Raw genomic sequence first — 22449 nt, 5'->3', positions numbered from 1 at the left:
ACAGTATATTCACGATGAGCTGGGGTTATGGATGAACAGAAAAATTATTTTGATCGATTAAAAAAAGGCGATGAGGTAGCGTTGGATTATTATATCAAGAACAACATTCAGACGTTGACCTTCTTTGCCTACAAGCATGTCCGGGACGAACAGCTCTCCGAAGAGCTTGCGTGCGATAGTTTTGTAAAACTATGGCACAACAAACATCTTTTAAAAAACGAATCACATTTACAAAACTTTTTATTCCGGGTAACTCGAAATGCGTGCCTGAATTATCTTGAAAAGCTAAAAAAACAACCTGTTTTAGATTATGATTTAGCATCATTGGACATCGCTGATGATCATGATATAAATCGGAAAATTATTTACGCTGAATTCCTCAAATTAATTTACAACGAACTTGAAAAGCTGCCTAAACAACAAGCATTAATATTTAAAATGAGCTTTTTGGATGGTTATTCAACGGAAGAGATTTGTGCTATTTTAAAAACCAGTAAAAACAACGTATTCTACGCAAAATCAAAAGCCCAGGCTACTTTGCGCCTACTTTTAAAGAAAAGGAAATTTGAGTTATACAATTTACTGGTCTTGGCCTATTTTTATCAGCCCTAAATTATTTTTATTTTTTTACTAAGTTTCTCCTTAGAATCCGGTATATATTAAAAAAACAAGAAAGATGCTGGATACACAATTGATAGCTTTCCTTATAAAAAAATATCTTCATAACGACCTCACAACAGAAGAATCTGTGTTATTGCAGGAGTGGTTACATGCAGATACCGAAAATATTAAACTGCTTTCGGAGTTGGAGGCGGCCGACAAAGTTTTTACAGATCTTTCCATTTATAACCGGATTGTCGCACGACAAAAAGAGGGCATGGAACTAACCGTCCTAACGGAAAAAATAAAAGAACAGATCAGAGGGGACAAAAAGGGATCAGAACCGATTAGAATCGATTCAAAACGTTCACTAAACTGGATAAAATATGCTGCCGCAATACTTATTCTACTTAGTTCCGTTTATTTTTATATTAGCCAAACAAAGCCTATTTTCCGCCCGTCTAAGACAGACTATTCTGTCGATCTTTCCGATATCGCCCCGGGTACCAATCGAGCGATTTTAACGTTACCAAACGGGAAGACAATAGACTTAGATAACGATTCAGACGGCATAATTGCTGACAACACAACGATTTCTTATGCAGACGGACGACAGATTGAAATAGCAGATACTTCTACACCACAAAATGCCATTCTCACCTTAGAAGTCCCGCTCCGTAGCCATTATCACGTAACCTTATCCGATGGTACTAGAGTCTGGGTGAACGCTGGCTCCAAACTCCACTATCCACTACGCTTTGCAGGGAACCAGCGTATTGTAGAATTGGAGGGAGAAGCCTATTTTGAAGTTTCTTCGCTTGCTCATGAGATTCCGTTCATTGTTAAATCGAAGCATCAGACCTTAAAGGTGTTGGGAACAAAGTTCAATATATCAGCCTATAACGAACGAACAGAAATAATAACAACTTTAATAGAGGGAAAAGTTTCCTTGGACGGTAAAGATATCCAGGCAGCTCCCTTAATACTCATACCCGGACAACAGAGCGTATTCAATGGGAAACACTTTTTTACGAGAGAAGTCGATGTTGAACAATTTGTCGCATGGAAAAATGGACAGTTTTATTTTGATGGTATCTCGCCAGAAGAAGCTTTTTCTCAACTTGCAAAATGGTACGACATCGATATTATATATGACGGTAAGGCGCCTAAATTCGAGTTCTTTGGTATAATTGATAGGGATAAAAACTTAAGTGGAGTTCTTGACATCCTAAGAAAGAGCGGATTGAACTTTAGATTGGAGGCAGAAGGAACACACCGTAAATTAATTATTCAGGACGAACAAACTTATTAGCCACAGAAAGGAGGAAATTATAGAATAACTACCATAACAGCAGATAAAGATCAGATCAACAACCGTAATAGACCGGGTGATGCGACCAACATCACCCGGAGAAAAGCGTTGATCGGTTCCCGCTAAGCAGAAAACTTAGCGTTTATAAACTTAGTTACCAATCTAACATTACAAATCTATGTTTTTTAAACCATTTTTAAGGTGGTCTTGTTACCGCTTTGTGTTTCGAATCTTTTTTCTTATGAAATTAACGATCTTTCTGATAATGCTCTCCGTGTTCCACTGCGTAGCACGTGTAAATGCTCAGCGGATCAATGTTGCCGCACGTAATCAGACGCTGAAAAACGTTATGGGATCTATCCAGAAACAACAGGGATATACCTATTTTTTTCGGGGAGCCAATATTGCCAACACACGTATCTCTGTTGACATTCGGAACGTGGAGCTACCGGATGCTATGGCAATCATATTAAAAAATCAAAATCTGACGTGGACGCTTTCTGATAAAACTATTGTTATCGCACCATCGCCAAAAGTAACATTATCCAAAACAGCACCGCAACAGTCTATCTCGGGTCAAGTAGTCGATGAGAACAACCAACCTGTAGCCGGAGCTACTATAGCCGTTCGTGGTGACGACAAAAAAGTAACCACAGATGCTTCGGGCACCTTTGTTATTAATACGGACATAACCGACCCGTTGTTAATCGTATCCTATATTGGCTATGAAACATCGGAAGTAAAGGCCGCAAACCTAAAGGGCGAAAAAATAATACAGCTTTCGCCATCGGAGAATATCCTGGAGGAGACCGTCGTCGTAGGATACGGTACGCAGAAGAAAGTCAATTTAACAGGTTCTGTTGCTTCTATCAATTTTGAAGATGTCGCAAACGCGCCAATAGCGAATCCCACCAACATGTTGCAGGGGCGATTGCCGGGTATGGTGTTAACCAACAATGGTGCACAAGCAGGTAAAGACAGTCCCGAAATCCGGATCCGCGGAATCGGCACACTGAGCGACAATAATAACCCGATGGTACTTATTGACGGAATAGAGAGTACGGTGTCCCAGATTGCAGATATTGCGCCTCATGATATAGAAAATGTAACCGTGCTGAAGGATGCGGCATCAGCTTCTATCTACGGGGTCAGGGCAGCCAATGGAGTCATCCTAATAACGACCAAACGAGGAAAGGCACAGCAAACACAAATATCGTATGCTGGAAACTATGTTGTTCAACAGCCTAATATCATGACCGATTATCTTGACGCAAGGGAATGGGCAGCAGCATTCAATGAGGCAAAAGGTGCCGAAGTGTATACGTCTGAGATGATACAAAAAATAACGGATGGAACGGATCCCGATCATTTCGCAAATACAGACTGGCTGGATGAAATGTTCCGTACCGCCGGCATGCACCACCATCATCTTTCCGTAAACGGCGGCAATGAAAATTCGCGTTTCATGATCTCGGGCCAATATATGGATCAGGATGGCATCATGTTGAATACAGGCAACAACAGATATGGATTCCGTTCCAATGTCGACTCGAAACTTGGGCGGCTAAATGTTGGTTTAAATCTATCCGGCAGCAAACAGGATATTCAAGAACCGATTACCGAAGTTTCAGGAGAAGGGCTTATGCGTATGATCACCTGGTTTACACGCCCTACCGTACCTGTTCGGTATGCAAACGGACATTACGGATATGTTGACGGAACTTCACTTTCCCATACCATTTTTAAGAATCCTATAGAATCACTGCATTTAGGCAATAAAACCTTTGAGAATACACGTTTCGATGGAAAAATATTTGCGGGGATTGAAATCGTAAAGAATTTATCCTTTCAATCGAATCTAGGCTACAAGATTTTTAGACAGGATATCTCGACATTCTCACCCAGAACGGCAATTTACAATGCAGAAGGCGATCTATTAATGCGGAACCAGACCAACAGTTTAAATGATTATAGCGAGAAGTCTACGACTTTGCTCAATGAAAATATCCTCACCTATCATTATGAGCAATCTGCCCACCGGTTGGACATTTTAGCAGGTCATTCTACACAATTGAGCAGAACAGACCTTGGTTCAGCCTATATTCAAAACTTCCCAACGGATAATATTTATGAAATCGATGCAGGCACGCTGAACCCAGCAGTTACGGGCTCTGCTTACGAAACAGCACTGCAGTCATTCTTCGGCAGAATCAATTATAACTATGATTCCAAATATTTGTTGGAACTGAATGTACGGCATGATGGATCGTCACGGATGCCGCGGGAACATCGCTACGGTACGTTTCCGTCCGTTTCCGCCGGATGGAACATCGATCGGGAACCGTTTATGGAAAATGTGGCATTCATTTCCAACCTAAAACTTCGGGGAAGCTGGGGGATGCTCGGGAATCAGGAGATTGGCAACTATGCGTTTTCACAGGCCCTACAGGTAGGTGGAAATTACTATTTTGGAGATGTATTATCTACCGGTTTACGCAAAACAGAGCTTGCCAACGACAAGATAAAATGGGAAACAACACGCATAACCGACATAGGGTTGGACCTAACACTCTTTTCAAATAAATTCTCCTTTAGCTTTGACTGGTTTAATAAGCAAACTTCTGATATTCTCTTACGCCTTGCGATGGCGCCCTCGTTTCTGGGATCTCTTTCAGCGCCCTATCAAAATGCCGGAAGGGTCCAAAATAAAGGCTGGGAACTAGTAAGTGTTTATACCGATGGAAAGAACGATTTCAAATGGAACGTCGGATTGAACCTATCTGCTGTAAGGAATAAGATAATCGACAACCGTGGAATAGACAACTATGGAACCAACACCATTAATCGCGAAGGAAATCCAATAAATGCCTACTATGGACTGGTTGCTGTCGGACTATATCGTACCGCTGACGATCTGAATAGGACGACAAACGTAAACGGGACAGAAAAGACCATAACACAGTTTGATACAGCACCAGAATTGGGAGATATCATGTACCTGGATGTAAATCAAGATGGAAATATCAACGATAGTGACCGGGCTATTATAGGAAATCCTTTTCCGAAACTTGAATACGGGTTTAATGTCGGACTTCAATATAAAAATATTGGTTTTTCCATGTTCTGGCAGGGTATCGGAGGGCTTGATAGGTTCAACTGGGAACAAACAACGATCTCCAATGGCGGAAATCTAACAAAAAGATGGCTGGATCGATATAACGAAGAGAACATCAACGGATCAATGCCCCGCTTAGGTTCTCCGTTCAATGATAGATATTCTTCGTTTTGGCTAACGAAAGGTGATTATCTCCGTTTAAAAAGTTTAGAAATCGGCTATGACCTAGATGCTTCATTAGCTCAAAAAATTGGCGCATCAAAACTGCGTATGTTTTTAGCCGGAACAAACCTATTGACGTTTAGTGACATTAAAGAATATGACCCAGAGAAAGCCAGCTGGGATATGAGAAACGATGTTCATCCAAACACAAAAACCTATTCTTTTGGGATTAATCTGACATTTTAATTAAAAACTATGAAGAATTTATATATATACGCTGTACTCCTATCCCTGTTGGGCACAAACTGCAGCGACAAATTTCTAGACAGAAATTCCCTAACCGGTATCTCCAACGAGACTTTCTGGCTAACCGAAGAAGATGCTGTAATGGGACTCACCTCTTGCTATGATGGGCTTCAGAACAATTACCTATATAATGGTGGACCTTGGGAAAAAGGTTTCGCGATGATGGATAACTTGACCGACAACGGAGGACACTTTAACTGGGATGGATGGATGGCCGGATACGATATTGCGAACGGTATCCATACGCCAACAAGTTCCCTAATCGGTAACTTTTGGTCAGCATGTTACGAAGTCATTAACAGATGTAACACACTAATCAGCCGGATCGATAATATCGAAATGGATGCGAGCAAAAGAGAAATAATGAAAGCGGAGGCCATAACTATCCGTTCGCTGATGTATATTAACTTGACGATGACCTACAACGATGTACCTTTCATTCGAGAAGAGTTAACCATGGAGAATGCTGACCAGCCGAAAACAGAAAGGGCCGTAATTGTAGAAGAAATTGCACGGGATCTAAAAACTGTACTTGAAGTCCTACCGATTACGCCGGAACAGCGAGGACAAATAACTAGAGGTGCTGCTTTAGCTGTTCTCGGACGGCTAGCCCTATATAATGAGATGTGGGACGAGGCGATCAGTGCCTATAAGGCAATAGTCGATTTGGGAATTTATGGACTTTATTCGGATTATACACGGTTGTTTACCCAGTCTGCCGAGAGTAGCAATGAAATTATCTTTGGTGTACGCTTCGAAGGCCCCGGACTCAAAGAAGGTTCTTCTTTTGCTGCGCACTGGGATAGTCCGCTAGAAGCCGAGAACGGCAGTCTGGATCTGGCAAACGATTTCTATTGCGTAGATGGGAAGCCGATTGATGAATCCGATCTCTATATAGAGGGACCTAATGATTTAAAAAATGATCGCCCCGATCCTATTCGTTACGAAAACCGTGACCCTCGCTTAAAAGCAACCCTATTCGTACCCGGCATGAAATGGGGAAATAACAATGCGGAATTTTACGGAGGTGCTGCCCCTTCTCGGTCTACCGTTTATGTATTCAAATATTTTAATCCGCTTCAATCGTCTAACGATTCCTGGGATTCAGGACAGGATTTTTACGTGATACGTTACGCCGAGGTTTTGCTATCCTTGGCAGAAGCATTACTGGAGAAAGGAGGATATTCAGAGTCTGAACTCTTTAGCTATATCAATCAGGTGCGTGAACGTGCCGATATGCCGAAAGTTGAAGACGTCGAAGGAACAGGCCTTCCCACGGATGAACTGCGATCTATCATTCGGCACGAACGGCGAGTGGAGACTGCTTTCGAAGGTCTGCGCCTCTTTGATCTGTATCGTTGGAAGGAATTAAAAAGTGCCGTCGATAGAATCGAGGCAGAACGTGGACTGTATTCAAATATCGGAACCTATTTTTTATATGAAAAAAGGAACTATCGAGGAGAACAGGAATATATTTGGCCTATACCGCAAGCAGAAGTCGACGCAAACAAAAATATGGAACAACATCATCTTTGGAAGTAAAAATGAAAAGAATTTTAATTTTAATACTCGGTATCATCCCGCTTTTTTTACAAGCGGCAACTTATTATCTGGACGCTGAAAATGGAAATGACAACAATAATGGTCTTACAGAGCTATCTGCTTGGCAAACGTTTAAAAATGTTAACACCAAGCAGTTGCTTTCCGGGGATACGATCCTTTTAAAACGCGGCACTGTTTTCGAGGGCGTGCTAGAACTAAACGGTGAAGGAAGCTTTATCAATCCTATTGTCATAGCCGCTTATGGCACCGGTGATAAACCTGTCGTCAATGCTCCCGACAATTCTCTGTATGCCATCCGTGTTTTTAACAGTTCGTATTTAATCCTCAGCGATTTAGAAATCGTGAACCATGGTTCTTCCGATTTGGCGACACGAACCGGAGTCAAATTAGAATCAATTGATTATGGTACGTCGAAGTCGGTTATCTTACGCTCTCTTGATATCCGGGATGTTAATGGGAGCTTGGTGAAAGAAGCTGGTGGCGGCTCCGGTATACTCATTCAGAGTCGAGGAGAAACCAAGCCTTCCAATTTCGATGGCTTGATTATCGAACACTGCACGATCACCAATTGCCAACGGAACGCCATGATTTGGAATGCGCACTGGCAAAGGGATGAACGATGGTTTCCGAGTACGAACACTATAGTGAGAAACAACTTAATACGTGGTGTACCGGGCGACGGCATTGTACCCATTGGATGTGTCAACACATTAATAGAATTTAACAAAATGATGGACTGTCCCAGTACGTTACCGAAGACCGAAGCCGCTGCTGGATTTTGGCCATGGAGTTGCGATAATACCACTATTCAGTTTAATGAGGTAAGCGATCACAAAGCACCTTGGGATGCGCAAGGATTTGACTCGGACTATAACTGTACCAATACGACCATACAGTACAATTACAGTCATCACAACGATGGTGGATTCGTCCTTATTTGTAATTCCGGCGAGTCGACTGAACAAATAGGAAATATCGGAACCCTTGTCCAATACAACCTCAGTATTAATGACGGACAACGGACGAAACCTACTCGAATCGGGATGTTTTCCCCATCCATTCATATTGCCGGCCCCGTAAAGCAGACAACCATCTTCCGTAACCTGATTTTCGCCGGCAACAAACTTACCCAAGATACCCATCGTTCTATGATCACAGCTGATTCATGGGGTGGATTTGCAAACCAAACAAAAATATTGGAAAACGAGTTTATTTCGACAGAGCCTTCCAATATCGATTTGCAAAAATCTACGGACAACCTACTCAAAGAAAACAGATTTTATGGTAGCTATGCTAATACAGACAGTTTAAAAACTAATAATGTATTCAAACTTAAGGAGAAGAACATTACGCCCAATCAGCTCAAAGAAAAGTTTTTAAAAACAAAGCGTATCGCCAATGGAAAAGCAACGATTTCATACATAGACCGGGTGGCGATTGAAGATTATTTTAATAGTAAACGGTAACGACGATAATTCAGATGCTAGCTAAAGATGCTAGCATCTGTCTTTTATGGAAGCATATATAACACTACTATACTACGTTTTTACTATACCATTCGGCATTCATTTACCTGTTTATTGCTTTTATCGTATAACCATAGGAGTATGCTGAGTCCGTTAGTCTATATGGAGCATGCGGCAGTGATCCCCAGCTATCATCTCCGGCTACTCCCCGTTGTCTTAAATCGACATGCAGCTGTGTATGTCCCGATTTTTTGAGCTGATAGGGGTGGATTTGTTTTTTGGTCATTCCGGGATCCAGCTCTTCCACCGAATATCGTGTTGCCGAAAACCCAAGCGGCTGCACACCGGATATTTCCAATCCTATCCCTTTTTCATTCAGCAGTTGCAACCAACGGACGTCGGTTTTGTTACCGGATTCCTGCGGACGCATATATTCGTAAAAATACTGGTTATCTACTTTATCCTTATATATACCTATTTCCGAAGAATAGTTTCGGTCGATATAGTTCTCCCAGGGGCCACGTCCATAATAGCGTAAATGCCCAAACTGACGGTCAACAATCATCCGCATACCAAAACGAGGCAGTTCAGGTAGTTCGCGATCACCCATGTCCATGCTCGCTGTCACCGTAACGGAAGCATCATTGTTAATCGTATATTTCACTTTATAAGGAACGTGAATTCCTGTCAGTTCGTAGCCGGTCACTATTTCATACCGGTCGCCATCCAATTCCTTCACATCTACCGATTTCAGCTTTCGGTTTACATGGGCATTGCGCCATATACCTAATTTCTCCGGCATCCCATTACCAAAATCGTTATCTGTTGGGGCACGCCAAAAATAAGGTATCGGAAAATTTTGTATCACCCTTACACCGTCGATAGCGTAGTTTATCAATTCTCCATTTTTCAAATTAAATACACCACTAATATTACCATTCGAGAATTTCAATTGCTCTTCTGTACGCTCCACTTCTAGTTGTCCTTCAACTGCAGTACGTTGTGCGAAATAATCTCCCTGTATGTGCAATTGTTCGTTTGCAACGCTATGCCCAACGGTTAATAACGGCTGATCTTCCTTGAGCACAGCTTTGATATTGACAAAATACTCTTTCCCCTCCCGCCAAACTGGTACGGCAATGGAAACAACTTTCTGTTCACCGGCAGGTAAATCCAGTTCGAAGGATCCTTTTTCAATCTGCTGTCCATCTTCGATAACTTCCCAAGCAAATGTATAATCCGATAAGTCCTTGAAATGGAAAGCGTTCTTCACGGTTATCTTACCGTTTGCGATATCTTCTGCTTCAAAGTCAATATTCTGATATACCTTTTTCACTTCATAAGCGCCGGGATGCGGCACGGTACGATCAGGGTTCACCAAACCGTCCGCTACAAAGTTTTCATCGTTTTGCAAATGGAATCCGCCCAAGTCACCACCATACGCCCAAAATTTATTGCCGTAACCATCATCTGTCGCCATACCATGATCCATCCATTCCCAAATAAAGCCTCCCTGCATGTGTGGATAAGCTTTAATGATATCCCACAAATCTTTAAAATTACCCGTACTGTTTCCCATAGCGTGGGCATATTCACACATGATATAAGGACGGGTCTTGTCTGTAGCTTTTGCGTAATTCCAGATGCTGTTCATGTGTGGATACATCGGAGCGACAATATCCGTATTACTGTTTTCTCCCGCCTGCTCAAACTGCACTAAACGGGAAAGGTCACGCTCTTTCAGCCAATTGTATGCCTCATAGAATACCGGACCGTTTCCACATTCATTGCCCAAGCTCCAAATAATCACACTTGGGTGGTTCTTACTGCGTTCAAACATCCGTTCAATCCGATCCAAGTGCGCCGGTTTCCATTCCGCACGATAGGCCGGATGGCGTTCCTTGTTGAACCAAGCCTGCCACTCCGCCCCCATTCCGTGGGTTTCGATGTTGGCCTCGTCAACGAGATACATACCATATTCGTCACACAGTTCATACCATCTCGGATCTGATGGATAATGGGAGTTCCGAACCGCGTTGATATTCAATTCTTTCATCAGCTGGATATCCCGGATCATATCTTCCCGATCTACCGCACGCCCTTTGGTCGGATGCTGTTCATGGCGATTGACACCTTTCACATATATTGGCACGCCATTGACATGCAATTGTGCATTTTTTATTTCGACCCTACGGAAACCCGCATGTATGGCCGTGCTCTGTACCGGCTTTCCTCCGGCATCGTATAAGGTATAGACTGCCCGATATAAATTCGGTATCTCCCCACTCCACGGATGGACATTGGTTATCTTTTTCTTCGCTTCGACATATATCAGGCTATCGGTAGAACGGAAAGACTGCTCTGCCTTCCAAACGGATTGATTGCCATAGAACAATTCCATTTTAACTTTACCTTGTCCTGCCGCTTTTTCAAAATTACGGACAGCAACCTTCGTCGTAAAAATCCCGTCTTTATATTTCGCATCGAGGTCGGCATATTGTTCGATATCCCAAATTGTTGTTTTCGGTAGTAAAAGCAATGCGACATCACGATCCAGACCACCTAAACGCCACATATCCTGATCTTCCAGGTAACTTCCATCGTGGTATTTAAAGACCTGCACGGCAATCGTATTTTGTCCGTCCTGCAATGCATTGCTGATATCAAATTCTGCCTGCATTTTGGATACTTTATTCATCCCCACTTTCTTTCCGTTGACATAAATCACCGCATAGCCAGATATCGAACCAAACTGTAAAATGGCTTGTTTCGAATGCCAATCTGCAGGTAGCTTGATATGCTTACGATAAGTTCCTACAGGTACTTCCTGACCGACATAAGGTGGATTGGCCGGAAAGGGATAAACGATGTTGGTATAAATAGGTATACCATATCCGTGCATTTCCCAATTGGAAGGAACAGGCAATGTTGTCCAATTTGTTTCATCTGTCTCTGTGTGGTAAAAATCTAACGGACGCTCTGCGAGGGTTGCGGCAAAATGAAATTTCCAATCACCATTCAGGGATAATACCTGCTCGGTACTTTCCGATCCGCTAGATCGCGCTTGATCCCCACTATCGTAATAGCGTAAGGACGCACGTTGTTTTTCTTTGTTAAAATCCAACACGTGTGGATTTTCCCATTCATTGGATTGTGCAAATACCGTTGTTATTTGGATAAATATCCCCAATAAGATCAGTACGTTTAGGTTGATAAATCTCTTAACCATTCTAGTTTTATGCTTACGTTTGATTAACTGTTATCAAAATTGGTTAATTTCAATGCTTTATATGTCGATTATTCATTCAAATATGTAGAAAACACAACCATCTTCCTGATTATACGCCGGTAATCGGTCAAAACAGGGGGGCGAACTCGTCTTAAAACAAGGTCATTATCGTTTTTCCAAATTCTTGTCTAATCTACCCCGGCGACATCAAAAACAACAGTTTGAAACCAAATCAAACGATTTTGAAGCGATGTTCGCACTAACGAGACACACATTATACGTAAACTTGTATTGGCGTAAACAATAAAATAAACACAAACGAATAGCATTAAAACGATTATCTCATGAAGAAAATGACCGGCGCGTACACATACTTAACCGTCCTACTCATAGCCTTGCTATCTTATAATGATATGATGGCACAGAATACAGCATTCTACCCCGGAAAACTATGGTTTGACAACAATCAGCGATTGATCAATGCCCATGGGGGCGGTATTTTATACCACGACGGGCAGTATTATTGGTTTGGAGAACATAAAGGAGAGCATTCTAATGCAGCGTGGGTAGGCGTCACCTGTTATTCGTCATCCGATTTATACAATTGGCAGGATGAAGGAGTTGCTTTGGCTGTTAAGAAGGACGATAAAAGTCCGATTGCCGCAGGAAGTACTATCGAACGCCCCAAAGTCATTTATAATGCCGCAACGAAAAAGTTTGTCATGTATTTCCATCTGGAACTAAAGGGGCAGGGATATGATGCCGCACATGTGGGTGTAGCGATAAGTGATACCCCTAAGGGCCCCTACCAGCTCATTAAAAATAGCCGGGTAAACGCGGGCAAATGGCCATTGAACGTGACAACCGCACAACAGACGGCGACAGATAAACCTGAAGATTATCAATGGTGGACAAAAGAATGGACAAAGGCTATTGAAAACGGATTGTTTGTACGTCGTGATTTTGAAAGCGGACAGATGTCCCGTGATATGACGCTTTTTGTAGACGATGACAACAAGGGTTATCACATTTACTCTTCGGAAGATAACCTCACACTACATATCGCGGAATTGACGGAAGACTATTTGGATTATACGGGAAAATATATTCGGATTGCGCCAGCAGGGCACAACGAAGCACCGGCAATCTTTAAGAAAGACGGACGGTATTTTATGATTACCTCTGGATGTACGGGCTGGGATCCCAATGCTGCACGTTTATTAACGGCAGACAATATCCTCGGCGAATGGACATTGCATCCCAACCCTTGTGTCGGAAAAGATGCTGAGCTCACCTTCCATTCCCAAAGCACCTATATCCTACCGATAGCCGGTAAAAAAGATGCTTTTATCTTTATGGCTGATCGGTGGAAACCAAGCAATCCCATCGACGGGCGTTACGTTTGGTTTCCGATCGTATTTGAAGATGGCATGCCGGTGCTGAAATGGTTCGACAAATGGGACTTAAGTGTTTTTGATTAAAAAAGCAACTAAAGTCTCACGCTCGGCCATCCCGTTTCATCCCACGCTATTTCACGTACCAAAAGTTTGGATCGTCCATTATCATCTCGATCATACGCATGGAAGAATAGATAATCCTTCGATTCAAACCGGTACACGGCCTGATGCCCTACTCCGGGAAAACGATCGTTGCCCTGTACAACAATAGTACCTCCACCTTGCAACATATCTTTTCCTTCACGATCAAGATAAGGTCCACGAATATCCTTCGATCTGCCAACAGCTACTTTATAGGTACTGTTTACACCGGCACAACAGTTGTCGAATGAAACAAAAAGGTAGTAGTATCCCTCTTTCTGGAAAAGAAACGGAGCTTCTACTGCACCAATATTGCCAATATAACGTCCGTTTTCATCGCGGGAACGACTGGAGAGCGCATGCCACTCTTCAGGCTGTTGGAGACGAAGTAGATCATCCTGTAGCCGAACTAACTGTATACCATCCCACCACGATCCAAAAGTCATCCACGGAATTCCATGTTCATCGATGATGATATTGGGATCGATGGCATTCCAATTGCAGCCTTCGTAAGACCGCACCACCATACCGTGGTCAGTCCAACCAAAATCCGGTGATTCCGGATCGAGTGTCTTCGCCGTAGCCACACCAATCGCCGAGGTTCTTTTTCCGAAACTGGAAATGGAATAGTAAAGATAATACTGGCCGTTGTGCCTGATGATATCGGGTGCCCATATATGCCCATCAAAGGCATGGATCGTTTCCGTAGTCCATTGAGGAGGAGTCTTGAAGACCGGAGACAATCTCGTCCAGTTTTTCATATCAGCCGAACGCATCACACTAATTCCATTGCCCGTTGCAAATATATAATAGTAATCGCCTTCACGAATGGCGACCGGGTCATGCGACCCGATCAACCTTTCTTGTGCATTTACATTTACCAAAATGACGACATGCAAAAGCAGTGTCAATATAGTGATTAACTTAAATTTCCTCATTCTTCTATTTTTTCAAACTTAATCAATCTAACGTTAAAGAATTGGTCACTTGTACTAGTCAGATTAGCCACAAAACCAAAACTAACTTCTTTTTCTTCCGTAAGTTCCAATTCAAATGATTGCATGCGATATTGCTCTGGATTGATAAATAATAAATTACTATAAGCCAGTGCAGAAGATGGTACATCTATAGCATTGGGAAGCCCAGCTCCTTCAGCCACTAACGCATAAATTAAGTTATTAGTTCCGTCATCGTTAGATGCATGATTTCGAACAAAATCTATATCAATTTTATATCGACCTGCCGGCAACACTGCTGTTTGGTATATTTTTCCATTGACAATATTAGCTGTTCCCCAACCTGCTTCAAAGGATAATAAGCCCTGGCCAGTGCGCGTATCATGCCCACCAAACCCATTTATATTCTTTGCCGCGTCATTCGTTATCCATTCCGCCAAAATTCCCCAACGACCATCATTCGCAATTCTGTCATAGGGCGCTACCAAATTCCAAAAGAACACGGGTGCGGCGCTTACGGTATTATAGCCTGTATAAAACGTATCGACAGCATTTGCGTTTGGTTTAAAGAGGGTTCTATACGTAATCTTGGCTTCTTCCTCATCTTCGATAACATCTGGAACAATTGTCCTATCTTCTCTAACGTCTGTAAGAAATTGTTGTTCTTCTCCATTCTGAGAGATGTAATTAACTTCCAAGGCAATTGCACCCAACGATGTATCAAAGGGAAACCAATCGATTTGCACATCACCATTTCGTAGCCGCACAATATTATTTACATTTTTATTAGAAATTGCATCCTGATAGCGTTGTCCGTAAGACCGTCCCGTCACATGTACAGGTACGGATGCTACTCCCAGAGCATCATAAGTATACAATGTAAAACTATGTACTCCCTCTTCTATAGGTGTATATACTTCAAATAATGGACGCCCCGATCCTCCTTCCATTGCCCATTCAGCCCAAATTCTCTCGATATCCACATCGTATTCAGCAGATTCTTTTCCATCGTTCCATAGGACTTTGATTTTTGTGACCTTCGGGTCCGCGGGAAGACGCGTGCTGAAACGCACACGTTCATTCCCCGAAAACACCTTCACCGAATCCAGTTTCCCGGTATACATAATCTCACCATCTTTCATGTAGTCCTTAAACGAATCCCACTTTGTCTGATCACTACAAGCAGATAATGAAATAAGTACACAAATCTTTATCATTGTGCCATAAAGACACTTTATAAATTTTCTTTTCATGGTTATGCTATTCTAATGTTCCAAAAATACTTAGCTCGTTAATGTTTTGGGCCGTACCACCAGCAAAGTTTTCTAAACAGCGGATACGGATATACCGAACCTTAGGTGCTTCCAAATCAACTTCCCAGTTAAATCCAGCCGCAGCGGTAGCCTGATCTTCGGCACTGTCAGTCCCGTACGGCAAGTTTGAAGGCTTTATTACTTCATAACTACCTAGCAAACGCCAACTATCGTCTAAAGCACCATTTAGATTTGGATTAGTAGAACCCCATATTTCAAAACGTTTCATCGTACTCAAGAAATAAAATCTTGTGCCCTCTGGGAAAGGCCTAATCCACACCCGACTCAATTTAGCTTCAATCCCCATATCAAATGTGACAATATGTGGATCCGAACCACCAGTGGTTTGATTGGTAAAACTTGTATTTGGCCATCCCAGTTGGTTGTCCCAAGCATACTCTAATCGAGCACCATTCGTTACCTGTGGGGCATCGCCCGGCAATACAAACGGACGAAAATCTGATTTCGGGATTTCTTGTTCAAAAATGGGTTCAATATGAATGCGCATCGTATCTGAGCTATTTCCCCAATTATCGCGTACATAAATCTGAAGATCGGTTGGTTTAGCTTCCATTCCACGTATTCGAGAATCAATACTTTTCGATTTGGTAAAAATACTCCGTGTATTGTTGACTTCAAATTCGCCAAAATCATTCTTAAACATCACCATGACACCTATGTTATCTTGTGCCTCATTCAAGGCTGCCAAATTATAGCCGCCGAAAGCATTTGCTACCTGAATACTTTCAAATACAGTTTTAAAAGGTGGATCCAATGGCTTAACAGTAACGATGACCGGCTCAGATTTCACTTGGGCCCTACTAATCGTATAAAGTTTTACTTCATGCTCTTCCGTATTAGCAAAGCCGACTACTTCCAACGTATCTTGATAGTAGGAAGCCTGGGCAACTCCTTTTTCGCCGTTACCCATCGTATACTCTGCCTGTACATACAATAGATTACGGTTATTAGGCAAAGTATATGTTATTTTGGCTTTGCCCGGGAGATTTTCGACTTTCACATTCGATACTTGACCTGGTACACTGCCGTCCTCTCCCAAAGTTTCCCTAAATTCTAAGGGCTCATCACAGGCCGAGAATACAGCAAATACAACAATGAAAAAATATATCCATTGAAAATTCTTCGTTATCTTTTTCATATAAACTTTTTTTTATAATTAGTTACCATCCCGGATTTTGAATCAACTTGGGATTACGCATCAGATCCCAATCTTTGATAGGCCATAAGTAATCCCGTGGAGAAATAAACGTCTGTGTATGAATTACACGCTCGATATTATAGGCGTCCGCTGTTCTTCCCTGTATATTTAGTCCGGTGATATTTTCATTCAGCCGGTCTGCTGCAAATTTCCAACGACGCAAGTCCCACAAACGCTGCCCTTCAAACGTCAGTTCGATAAGTCTTTCTTGACGGATAATATCCAATAAACCACTTTTTGAAGTGAATTTTGCTGGGTTTCTAGAATGATTAGTCCATGAATCTGCAATACCATGTAAGCCAGCACGTGCACGTACAAGGTCTACGTATTGAATTGCTTCATCACGATCTCCATCAGATTCAACCAACGCTTCCGCATAAGTGAGGTACAGCTCTGCCAAACGAATCTCTGGCCAAGGGTATTGCAACCACTGTCCATTACTTCCCGTATGCATAGTTGATCGCCAGTTAACCAATTTCTTCACAAAATAACCTGTCTCACTAAAATTTTCGAAATGACCAAAACCAGCACGTTCCGTATTTTTAGCCTGTACATAATATGTATTGACATCAGAACTCTGATTCGCATCATTCCGCATATACCATATTCCACCATCAAAACCCAGGTTTGCATAGTATCGAGGTTCTCGATCAAAATTTATACGAGCCGTATGATACCCCGGTTCTATATTGAATCGTTCATCATCTGTAGCAATCCGCACTTCAAACTCATTACTAAAATCTAAGTGCTTATCTTCGTTAATCGGCACACCGTTTTTAGAATAAAACTGACGAACGATTTTGAGCGGCACCGACCAAACACCTTGCATAGCAAATCGATCCGTAAAGGTTGAACGTGACATAGGTGGCATGCACTGTGCTTGATTTACAAACGGACTGAAAGAAAGTCCCCATATCGTTTCTTGGCCAAATCGCTCGGTCACCGCATTCCGGATATTCAATTGTGTTTTCGTGACATCACTCAAATTATAGATATCATTTGTATAATAATATAAACTTGCTCCACTTTGTTCCGCCGCGTCAATTGCTTCCTTCGCCGCATCCTTTGCTCTTTCCCATTTACTGGGATCAAAAGTGGAGTTGAATAACGGTATACCATCATGATCCGTATAGTTCGCATAATCCGGATTACCATTAAATAGCGGACTGGCCGCCATTAGCCACAACCTTGCTTTGATAGCCAATGCAATAGGTTTGGTAATACGGCCAAGTTCACTATTTTCATCGCTAACTGTTAGCGGTAACTTCTGTACAGCTTCATCCAATAGATTCGATACGAAATGTAAACACTCGTCGAAAGGTGCACGTTTTAAACGTAAATCCTCAGGATTGGCATTTTCCGGTATATTCTCATCAACAATCGGTACCGCACCATACATACGCATCAGGTAAAAATGATAATATGCCTTTAGAAATTCTACCTCACCAATCCAGCGTTCGCGTTCAGTTTCAGTAATATCAGGAACACGCTGTATATTACTTAAGAAGATATTACAATTTCGTAGTCCTTGAAAATAACGTCGTTTTGCAGCATCGCTATCGCCCATATTCCCCTTGTTCCATCCTCCCCACTCGTCAAATAATACATCGTTTGTATTCTGCATACCCTGCGCAATCCGAAAAGCGGCATGCCATCTCGCTTGGTCTTCTTGTGGCAACCAAATCTCATCACCTGTCATGAACCCAGCATTGTACCAGTTGTCGCCATTACGGGGTAAATAAGAGTAGCAAGTCATTAAGAACTTTTGTGCTTCAATTCGGAGCGTAAAAGCATTATCAATCTCTGGTATGTTATCCGGAACAATATCGAGGTACTTGCTACAAGAACTGAAGACGCATACCAACGTAAGAACTGTCCATCCTCGAAAATATTTCTTTATATTTTTCATAATTGACACAAACTAAAAATTTAATGTAAAACCAACATTATAAAGAGCCTGTAAAGGATAACCTAATCCATTACCTCCCATTTCAGGATCCCACATTTTAAATCGACTAATAACAAAGAGGTTTTGAGCAGAAAAATACAATCTTGCTCCTTTTACCTTAAAGCGCTCCAAATTATTGAAGTTATATCCGGCCTCGATATTTTTCAGTCTCAAGAAATTTCCATTACGTAACCACCAGGTAGAGTTATGCTGATTAGACCCCACTTCATAAGTACTCAATCTTGGCCAAAAAGCATACGGATTTGGATTGGATTCTGACCAATAATCATTAGCAATCGATTCCACTAGACGAGTTTCGGCAAGAAAGCTACGGTCTTGAGGAACGTACCGTCTAAAAGGTTGCATAGCTTGTGCATCTATAAAGAATGAATACAAAGCAGATCCTTGAAAAAAGTACCCAAAATCAAAATTCTTATACTGGAATGTTCCTCCAAAGCCGTAAATCAATTGAGGTTGAGAATTGTGTCCAACAGGCACAAAATCGAAATCATTTATCACCCCATCACCGTTAATATCCCTGTATTTGATATCTCCGGCACGCAGGTTCACATCCCCAAATTGCACAGGAGAATTGGCAACCTCTGCATCATCAATAAAAAGTCTTTCAGCAATCAATCCCCATTGTTGTCCAATAGATTGTCCAACTTTAGAAAGATGTCTTAAGTCTGATCCATAAGGTAACTCATCATGCTGTAAAACTTTGGAAACCGAATAAGTTGCTGTACCCCGCATTCCAAAAGAGAAATTACTGGACACCGGCTTGAAAAAACTAAATTGCAAATCCAATCCTTTGGATTCTGTTTGTCCGTAGTTTGTCCACATCGGTGCCATAAGTCCGGCAGTATTGTCCAATGCACTTATCTGCTGTAAGATATTGGTTCTTTTTTGATGAAATACATCTGCAATCAATTCAAAAGATCGGATATTCAAATCCATACCAACATTTAACTGCGTAGATGTCTCCCAGGTAATATTTGGATTAGCATATCGTCCAATTGAAATTCCCGAACTTCCAAACATCGGAGCACCATCGCCCCTTCCAAACTGTGCTCCATACAAACCATCATTCATATTGATCTGTGACATATAAAAGAAACGTTGATCTATACTCGCAATCTCGTCATTTCCAGCTTGTCCATAAGTCGCCCGGAATTTCAGACTACTGATGTATTTACGCAAGGGTTCAAAGAAATTCTCTTCCGATATACGCCATCCAATACCTCCCGAAGGGAAAAAGCCCATACGATAGCGTTCATGAAAACGCTCGGATCCGTTATATCCAAAGTTGAATTCGGCCATATATTTGCTAGCATACGCATAAGTAAATCTTCCGGAAACACCTAAATTTCTGCCAGGAAGCGCTTTAATCAACGAGTCTTCATTGGGATTTTCATAATTATTGATATAGCCAATCAATGTGCCCCCAACATCATGTTTTTCGTTAAAAAGATAGTTATAATTAACCGTACCTTCTAACCACGTGCGAGATCCGACATTCCGCGGAGTATTATTAAAGTTAAGATATTCCGTACCGACTGGACCTATCGAACCCGCCTGACCATGGTTCAGGACATATATCGAATAATCCCCTGTATTGGCATTCACAAGCGGCATATAATAAAAGGGATTAAACTGTCGTTCGACCGAAAATTGTGATGTACGACGAATATAGCCCATTGCTCTAGCTCTCAAACCTGGTATCCATTTACCAAAATCCTGCTTTAGTTCTAACTGGGGCATAATATTCGAAGACTTATGGGTACGGAACCCTTTGACCATCTCCGCATACGGATTTAGAAACAATTCATTAGTCATGCTCAAACCAGTCGTGAAGCCTTGCGCTCCTCCAAATAATGTATGTTCTGCATAAGGCAACATGCTACTTGGGTATTGGACAGGAAACAAAACAGGATTAGCGCGCATCGCATTGGAAAAGTGTTCCGAACCACCGTGTAAAGGACCGGAGTAATCGTCAAACTGCCCATATAATATAACAGCTAAATCTGTACTTGGAGTCAAACGAATATCGACGTTAGACCGTAGCGAATAATTTCGTAACTTGATATTATTGTTAAAGTTATTCACCGGATCAGTCTTAAGGATACCGTTATCTACATTATAGGTTCCGGAAATATAATAACGTGCGCGTTGTGTACCTCCTGAAATATTCATATTGAAGCCCTGATTCATCGTATAATCTTTTATCATCAGATCTGTCCAATCGTTATTCGCAAAAAGATAAGGATCATCACCAGCAATCGTAGACCTAATTTTGTTTTCGGTATAAGGTTGGGAAGCATTTGGCGTTCTAGTCAGTGCCGCTTCATTTGCCATACGCATAAACGTAATATTATCACTAAACTTTAGGTTACGCGTATTGGAGGAAATTCGATTTTCAGCACGAAAGAAAAATTGGGTAGCCCCCTCTTTTCCTTTTTTAGTGTTTACCAATACCACACCGTTTGCACCACGCGCTCCGTAAATAGAAGATGCGGCTGCATCACGCAATACAGAAAAACTTTCAATATCATCTGGTTGTAACCTGGCTAAATCTGTCGGACCGGATTCCACGCCATCAATCAGAATCAAGGGATCAACTTTGCCCGTCCCTGTCGTAGAAAGTCCACGAATATAAAACGTAGAGTTATCTGTACCAATCCCAGGTTCACCACTGGTTTGGAAAGCAATCATACCCGCAACCCTGCCGGCAAAAGCGTTCGTCAAGTTGGACGATGGTGTCTGTAGATCCTTAACATTGACAGAGGTAATAGAACTCACTAAGCTCTCTTTTCGCTGTGTCCCTCCAAATCCCGTTACTGCGATTTCTTCTATCTGAAAATCATCGTATTCCATAACGATATCTAATTCAAAAGTTCCATCTGAACGAGGAGACCTATTCGTCAAATCAACTCGAGTTGTCTTCATTCCTGTGGCAGAGAACTCTAACGTTCCATTTCGGTTTGCTTGAATACTAAAGCGTCCAAAATTATCAGAGGCCACCATATTAGTAGATTGATTAACTTCACGAATAGTTATATTAGGTAATCCAGCTACAGTATCTCGGGCTACCCCGGTCACCTGTACTCTTTGCTGCGCATACCCATATTCAATTCCTAAGAAAAGTGTGGTTAGGAAGATGATAAATCCAATCCACCGCCGTTTATACATTTTAATATTCATAATTAAAGGGGTTAGAATAAGAAGATTGTTCTATTTTAGATTGTGCCGATCCACAATCAGTCATCACAAATCGGTTCGTCTTGTTCATTTTCATCATAGATTTTAAGGTTTATAGTTTATAAATTAATATTCGTGAATAGCGAGACGAGAAAACTCTAAAGGTAGCCCCTAGGCATATCAATTTTACATCGCATACTGTTTAAAAATTGGTACATAGTTTAATTATTTGAAGACGCCTTATTTAAACGTCAGTTTTACATTTATAATTTTTTGTGTCAGTTTCGTATATGGTATTAGATACCAATCAAGTATTTACCTAGCATCCAAAAAAACAGCCGCTATTACATAAGTGTAGGCCGACTTTTCCTATCTAAATTAATTGTACAAGAAAAAAATATACTGATGTGGAATATGTGCTGGCTAGCGATCTTCATTATTAAGTTAGCAATTCATAAACCACAAGACAAAGTTTAGATATTAAAAAACAAAACATGTTTGATTTCCATTCAAAAACATCAAAA

12 protein-coding genes are annotated in these 22449 nt (G+C 41.6%); 6 read left to right on the top strand and 6 right to left on the bottom strand.

Going from position 1 to position 22449, the window contains the following annotated elements:
• The first annotated feature begins 27 nt into the window (after positions 1–27).
• The 5 genes from EWE74_RS02040 (at position 28) to EWE74_RS02020 (ending at position 8524) form a co-directional block, all read left to right on the top strand.
• A complete protein-coding gene (locus EWE74_RS02040) occupies positions 28–612 on the top strand; it encodes an RNA polymerase sigma factor (protein WP_130139874.1) in 585 nt (194 codons plus the stop codon).
• Positions 613–676: 64 nt separating this feature from the next.
• On the top strand, positions 677–1912 hold the full coding sequence (locus tag EWE74_RS02035; protein WP_130139873.1) for a FecR family protein: 1236 nt from the start codon (positions 677–679) through the stop codon (positions 1910–1912).
• 241 nt (positions 1913–2153) lie between these two features.
• Positions 2154–5435, top strand: a complete 3282-nt coding sequence (locus tag EWE74_RS02030; protein WP_206365114.1) for a TonB-dependent receptor — start codon at positions 2154–2156, stop codon at positions 5433–5435.
• A gap of 9 nt (positions 5436–5444) precedes the next feature.
• Positions 5445–7037 carry a RagB/SusD family nutrient uptake outer membrane protein gene (locus EWE74_RS02025; RefSeq protein WP_130139872.1) on the top strand — a complete coding sequence of 531 codons (1593 nt, stop codon included), beginning with the start codon at positions 5445–5447 and terminating at the stop codon, positions 7035–7037.
• Between the two features lie 2 nt (positions 7038–7039).
• Positions 7040–8524: a right-handed parallel beta-helix repeat-containing protein gene (locus EWE74_RS02020; RefSeq protein WP_130139871.1), complete on the top strand. Its 1485-nt coding sequence runs from the start codon at positions 7040–7042 to the stop codon at positions 8522–8524.
• 103 nt (positions 8525–8627) lie between these two features.
• On the opposite strand, the gene EWE74_RS02015 is transcribed toward EWE74_RS02020, so the two are convergent.
• Positions 8628–11753, bottom strand: coding sequence for a glycoside hydrolase family 2 TIM barrel-domain containing protein (locus tag EWE74_RS02015; protein WP_130139870.1), 3126 nt, complete (start codon positions 11751–11753; stop codon positions 8628–8630).
• A 344-nt stretch (positions 11754–12097) separates the two neighbouring features.
• Between EWE74_RS02015 and EWE74_RS02010 the strand changes: the two genes are divergently transcribed.
• Positions 12098–13234, top strand: a complete 1137-nt coding sequence (locus EWE74_RS02010) for a glycoside hydrolase family 43 protein (RefSeq protein ID WP_130139869.1) — start codon at positions 12098–12100, stop codon at positions 13232–13234.
• Positions 13235–13242: 8 nt separating this feature from the next.
• On the opposite strand, the gene EWE74_RS02005 is transcribed toward EWE74_RS02010, so the two are convergent.
• From EWE74_RS02005 to EWE74_RS01985, 5 genes are read right to left on the bottom strand one after another with little or no spacing between them, the layout of a single operon-like run.
• Positions 13243–14229: an arabinan endo-1,5-alpha-L-arabinosidase gene (locus EWE74_RS02005; protein ID WP_130139868.1), complete on the bottom strand. Its 987-nt coding sequence runs from the start codon at positions 14227–14229 to the stop codon at positions 13243–13245.
• On the bottom strand, positions 14226–15464 hold the full coding sequence (locus EWE74_RS02000; protein ID WP_165384627.1) for a DUF4998 domain-containing protein: 1239 nt from the start codon (positions 15462–15464) through the stop codon (positions 14226–14228). The genes EWE74_RS02005 and EWE74_RS02000 overlap by 4 nt, the downstream gene beginning before the upstream one ends.
• 43 nt (positions 15465–15507) lie before the next feature.
• Complete coding sequence (locus EWE74_RS01995; protein ID WP_130139866.1) at positions 15508–16719, bottom strand: DUF4959 domain-containing protein; 1212 nt, start codon at positions 16717–16719, stop codon at positions 15508–15510.
• Positions 16720–16741: 22 nt separating this feature from the next.
• Positions 16742–18688 (bottom strand): RagB/SusD family nutrient uptake outer membrane protein, encoded by a 1947-nt coding sequence (locus EWE74_RS01990; protein WP_130139865.1) that lies wholly within the window; start codon positions 18686–18688, stop codon positions 16742–16744.
• Positions 18689–18700: 12 nt separating this feature from the next.
• Positions 18701–21928: a SusC/RagA family TonB-linked outer membrane protein gene (locus tag EWE74_RS01985; RefSeq protein WP_130139864.1), complete on the bottom strand. Its 3228-nt coding sequence runs from the start codon at positions 21926–21928 to the stop codon at positions 18701–18703.
• Positions 21929–22449 lie beyond the last annotated feature (521 nt).

Source organism: Sphingobacterium corticibacterium (genome assembly GCF_004208525.1).
GTDB lineage: Bacteria > Bacteroidota > Bacteroidia > Sphingobacteriales > Sphingobacteriaceae > Sphingobacterium > Sphingobacterium corticibacterium.
The sequence above is the reverse complement of the archived record's forward strand: the minus strand, read 5'-3'. Positions and strand labels throughout refer to the sequence as shown.

Excerpts from the sequence above, each read along its gene's own strand:
- EWE74_RS02040 (WP_130139874.1), top strand. The coding sequence starts at position 28 with ATGGATGAACAGAAAAATTATTTTGATCGATTAAAAAAAGGCGATGAG.
- EWE74_RS02035 (WP_130139873.1), top strand. The coding sequence starts at position 677 with ATGCTGGATACACAATTGATAGCTTTCCTTATAAAAAAATATCTTCAT.
- EWE74_RS02030 (WP_206365114.1), top strand. The coding sequence starts at position 2,154 with ATGAAATTAACGATCTTTCTGATAATGCTCTCCGTGTTCCACTGCGTA.
- EWE74_RS02025 (WP_130139872.1), top strand. The coding sequence starts at position 5,445 with ATGAAGAATTTATATATATACGCTGTACTCCTATCCCTGTTGGGCACA.
- EWE74_RS02020 (WP_130139871.1), top strand. The coding sequence starts at position 7,040 with ATGAAAAGAATTTTAATTTTAATACTCGGTATCATCCCGCTTTTTTTA.
- EWE74_RS02015 (WP_130139870.1), bottom strand. The coding sequence starts at position 11,753 with ATGGTTAAGAGATTTATCAACCTAAACGTACTGATCTTATTGGGGATA.
- EWE74_RS02010 (WP_130139869.1), top strand. The coding sequence starts at position 12,098 with ATGAAGAAAATGACCGGCGCGTACACATACTTAACCGTCCTACTCATA.
- EWE74_RS02005 (WP_130139868.1), bottom strand. The coding sequence starts at position 14,229 with ATGAGGAAATTTAAGTTAATCACTATATTGACACTGCTTTTGCATGTC.
- EWE74_RS02000 (WP_165384627.1), bottom strand. The coding sequence starts at position 15,464 with ATGATAAAGATTTGTGTACTTATTTCATTATCTGCTTGTAGTGATCAG.
- EWE74_RS01995 (WP_130139866.1), bottom strand. The coding sequence starts at position 16,719 with ATGAAAAAGATAACGAAGAATTTTCAATGGATATATTTTTTCATTGTT.
- EWE74_RS01990 (WP_130139865.1), bottom strand. The coding sequence starts at position 18,688 with ATGAAAAATATAAAGAAATATTTTCGAGGATGGACAGTTCTTACGTTG.
- EWE74_RS01985 (WP_130139864.1), bottom strand. The coding sequence starts at position 21,928 with ATGAATATTAAAATGTATAAACGGCGGTGGATTGGATTTATCATCTTC.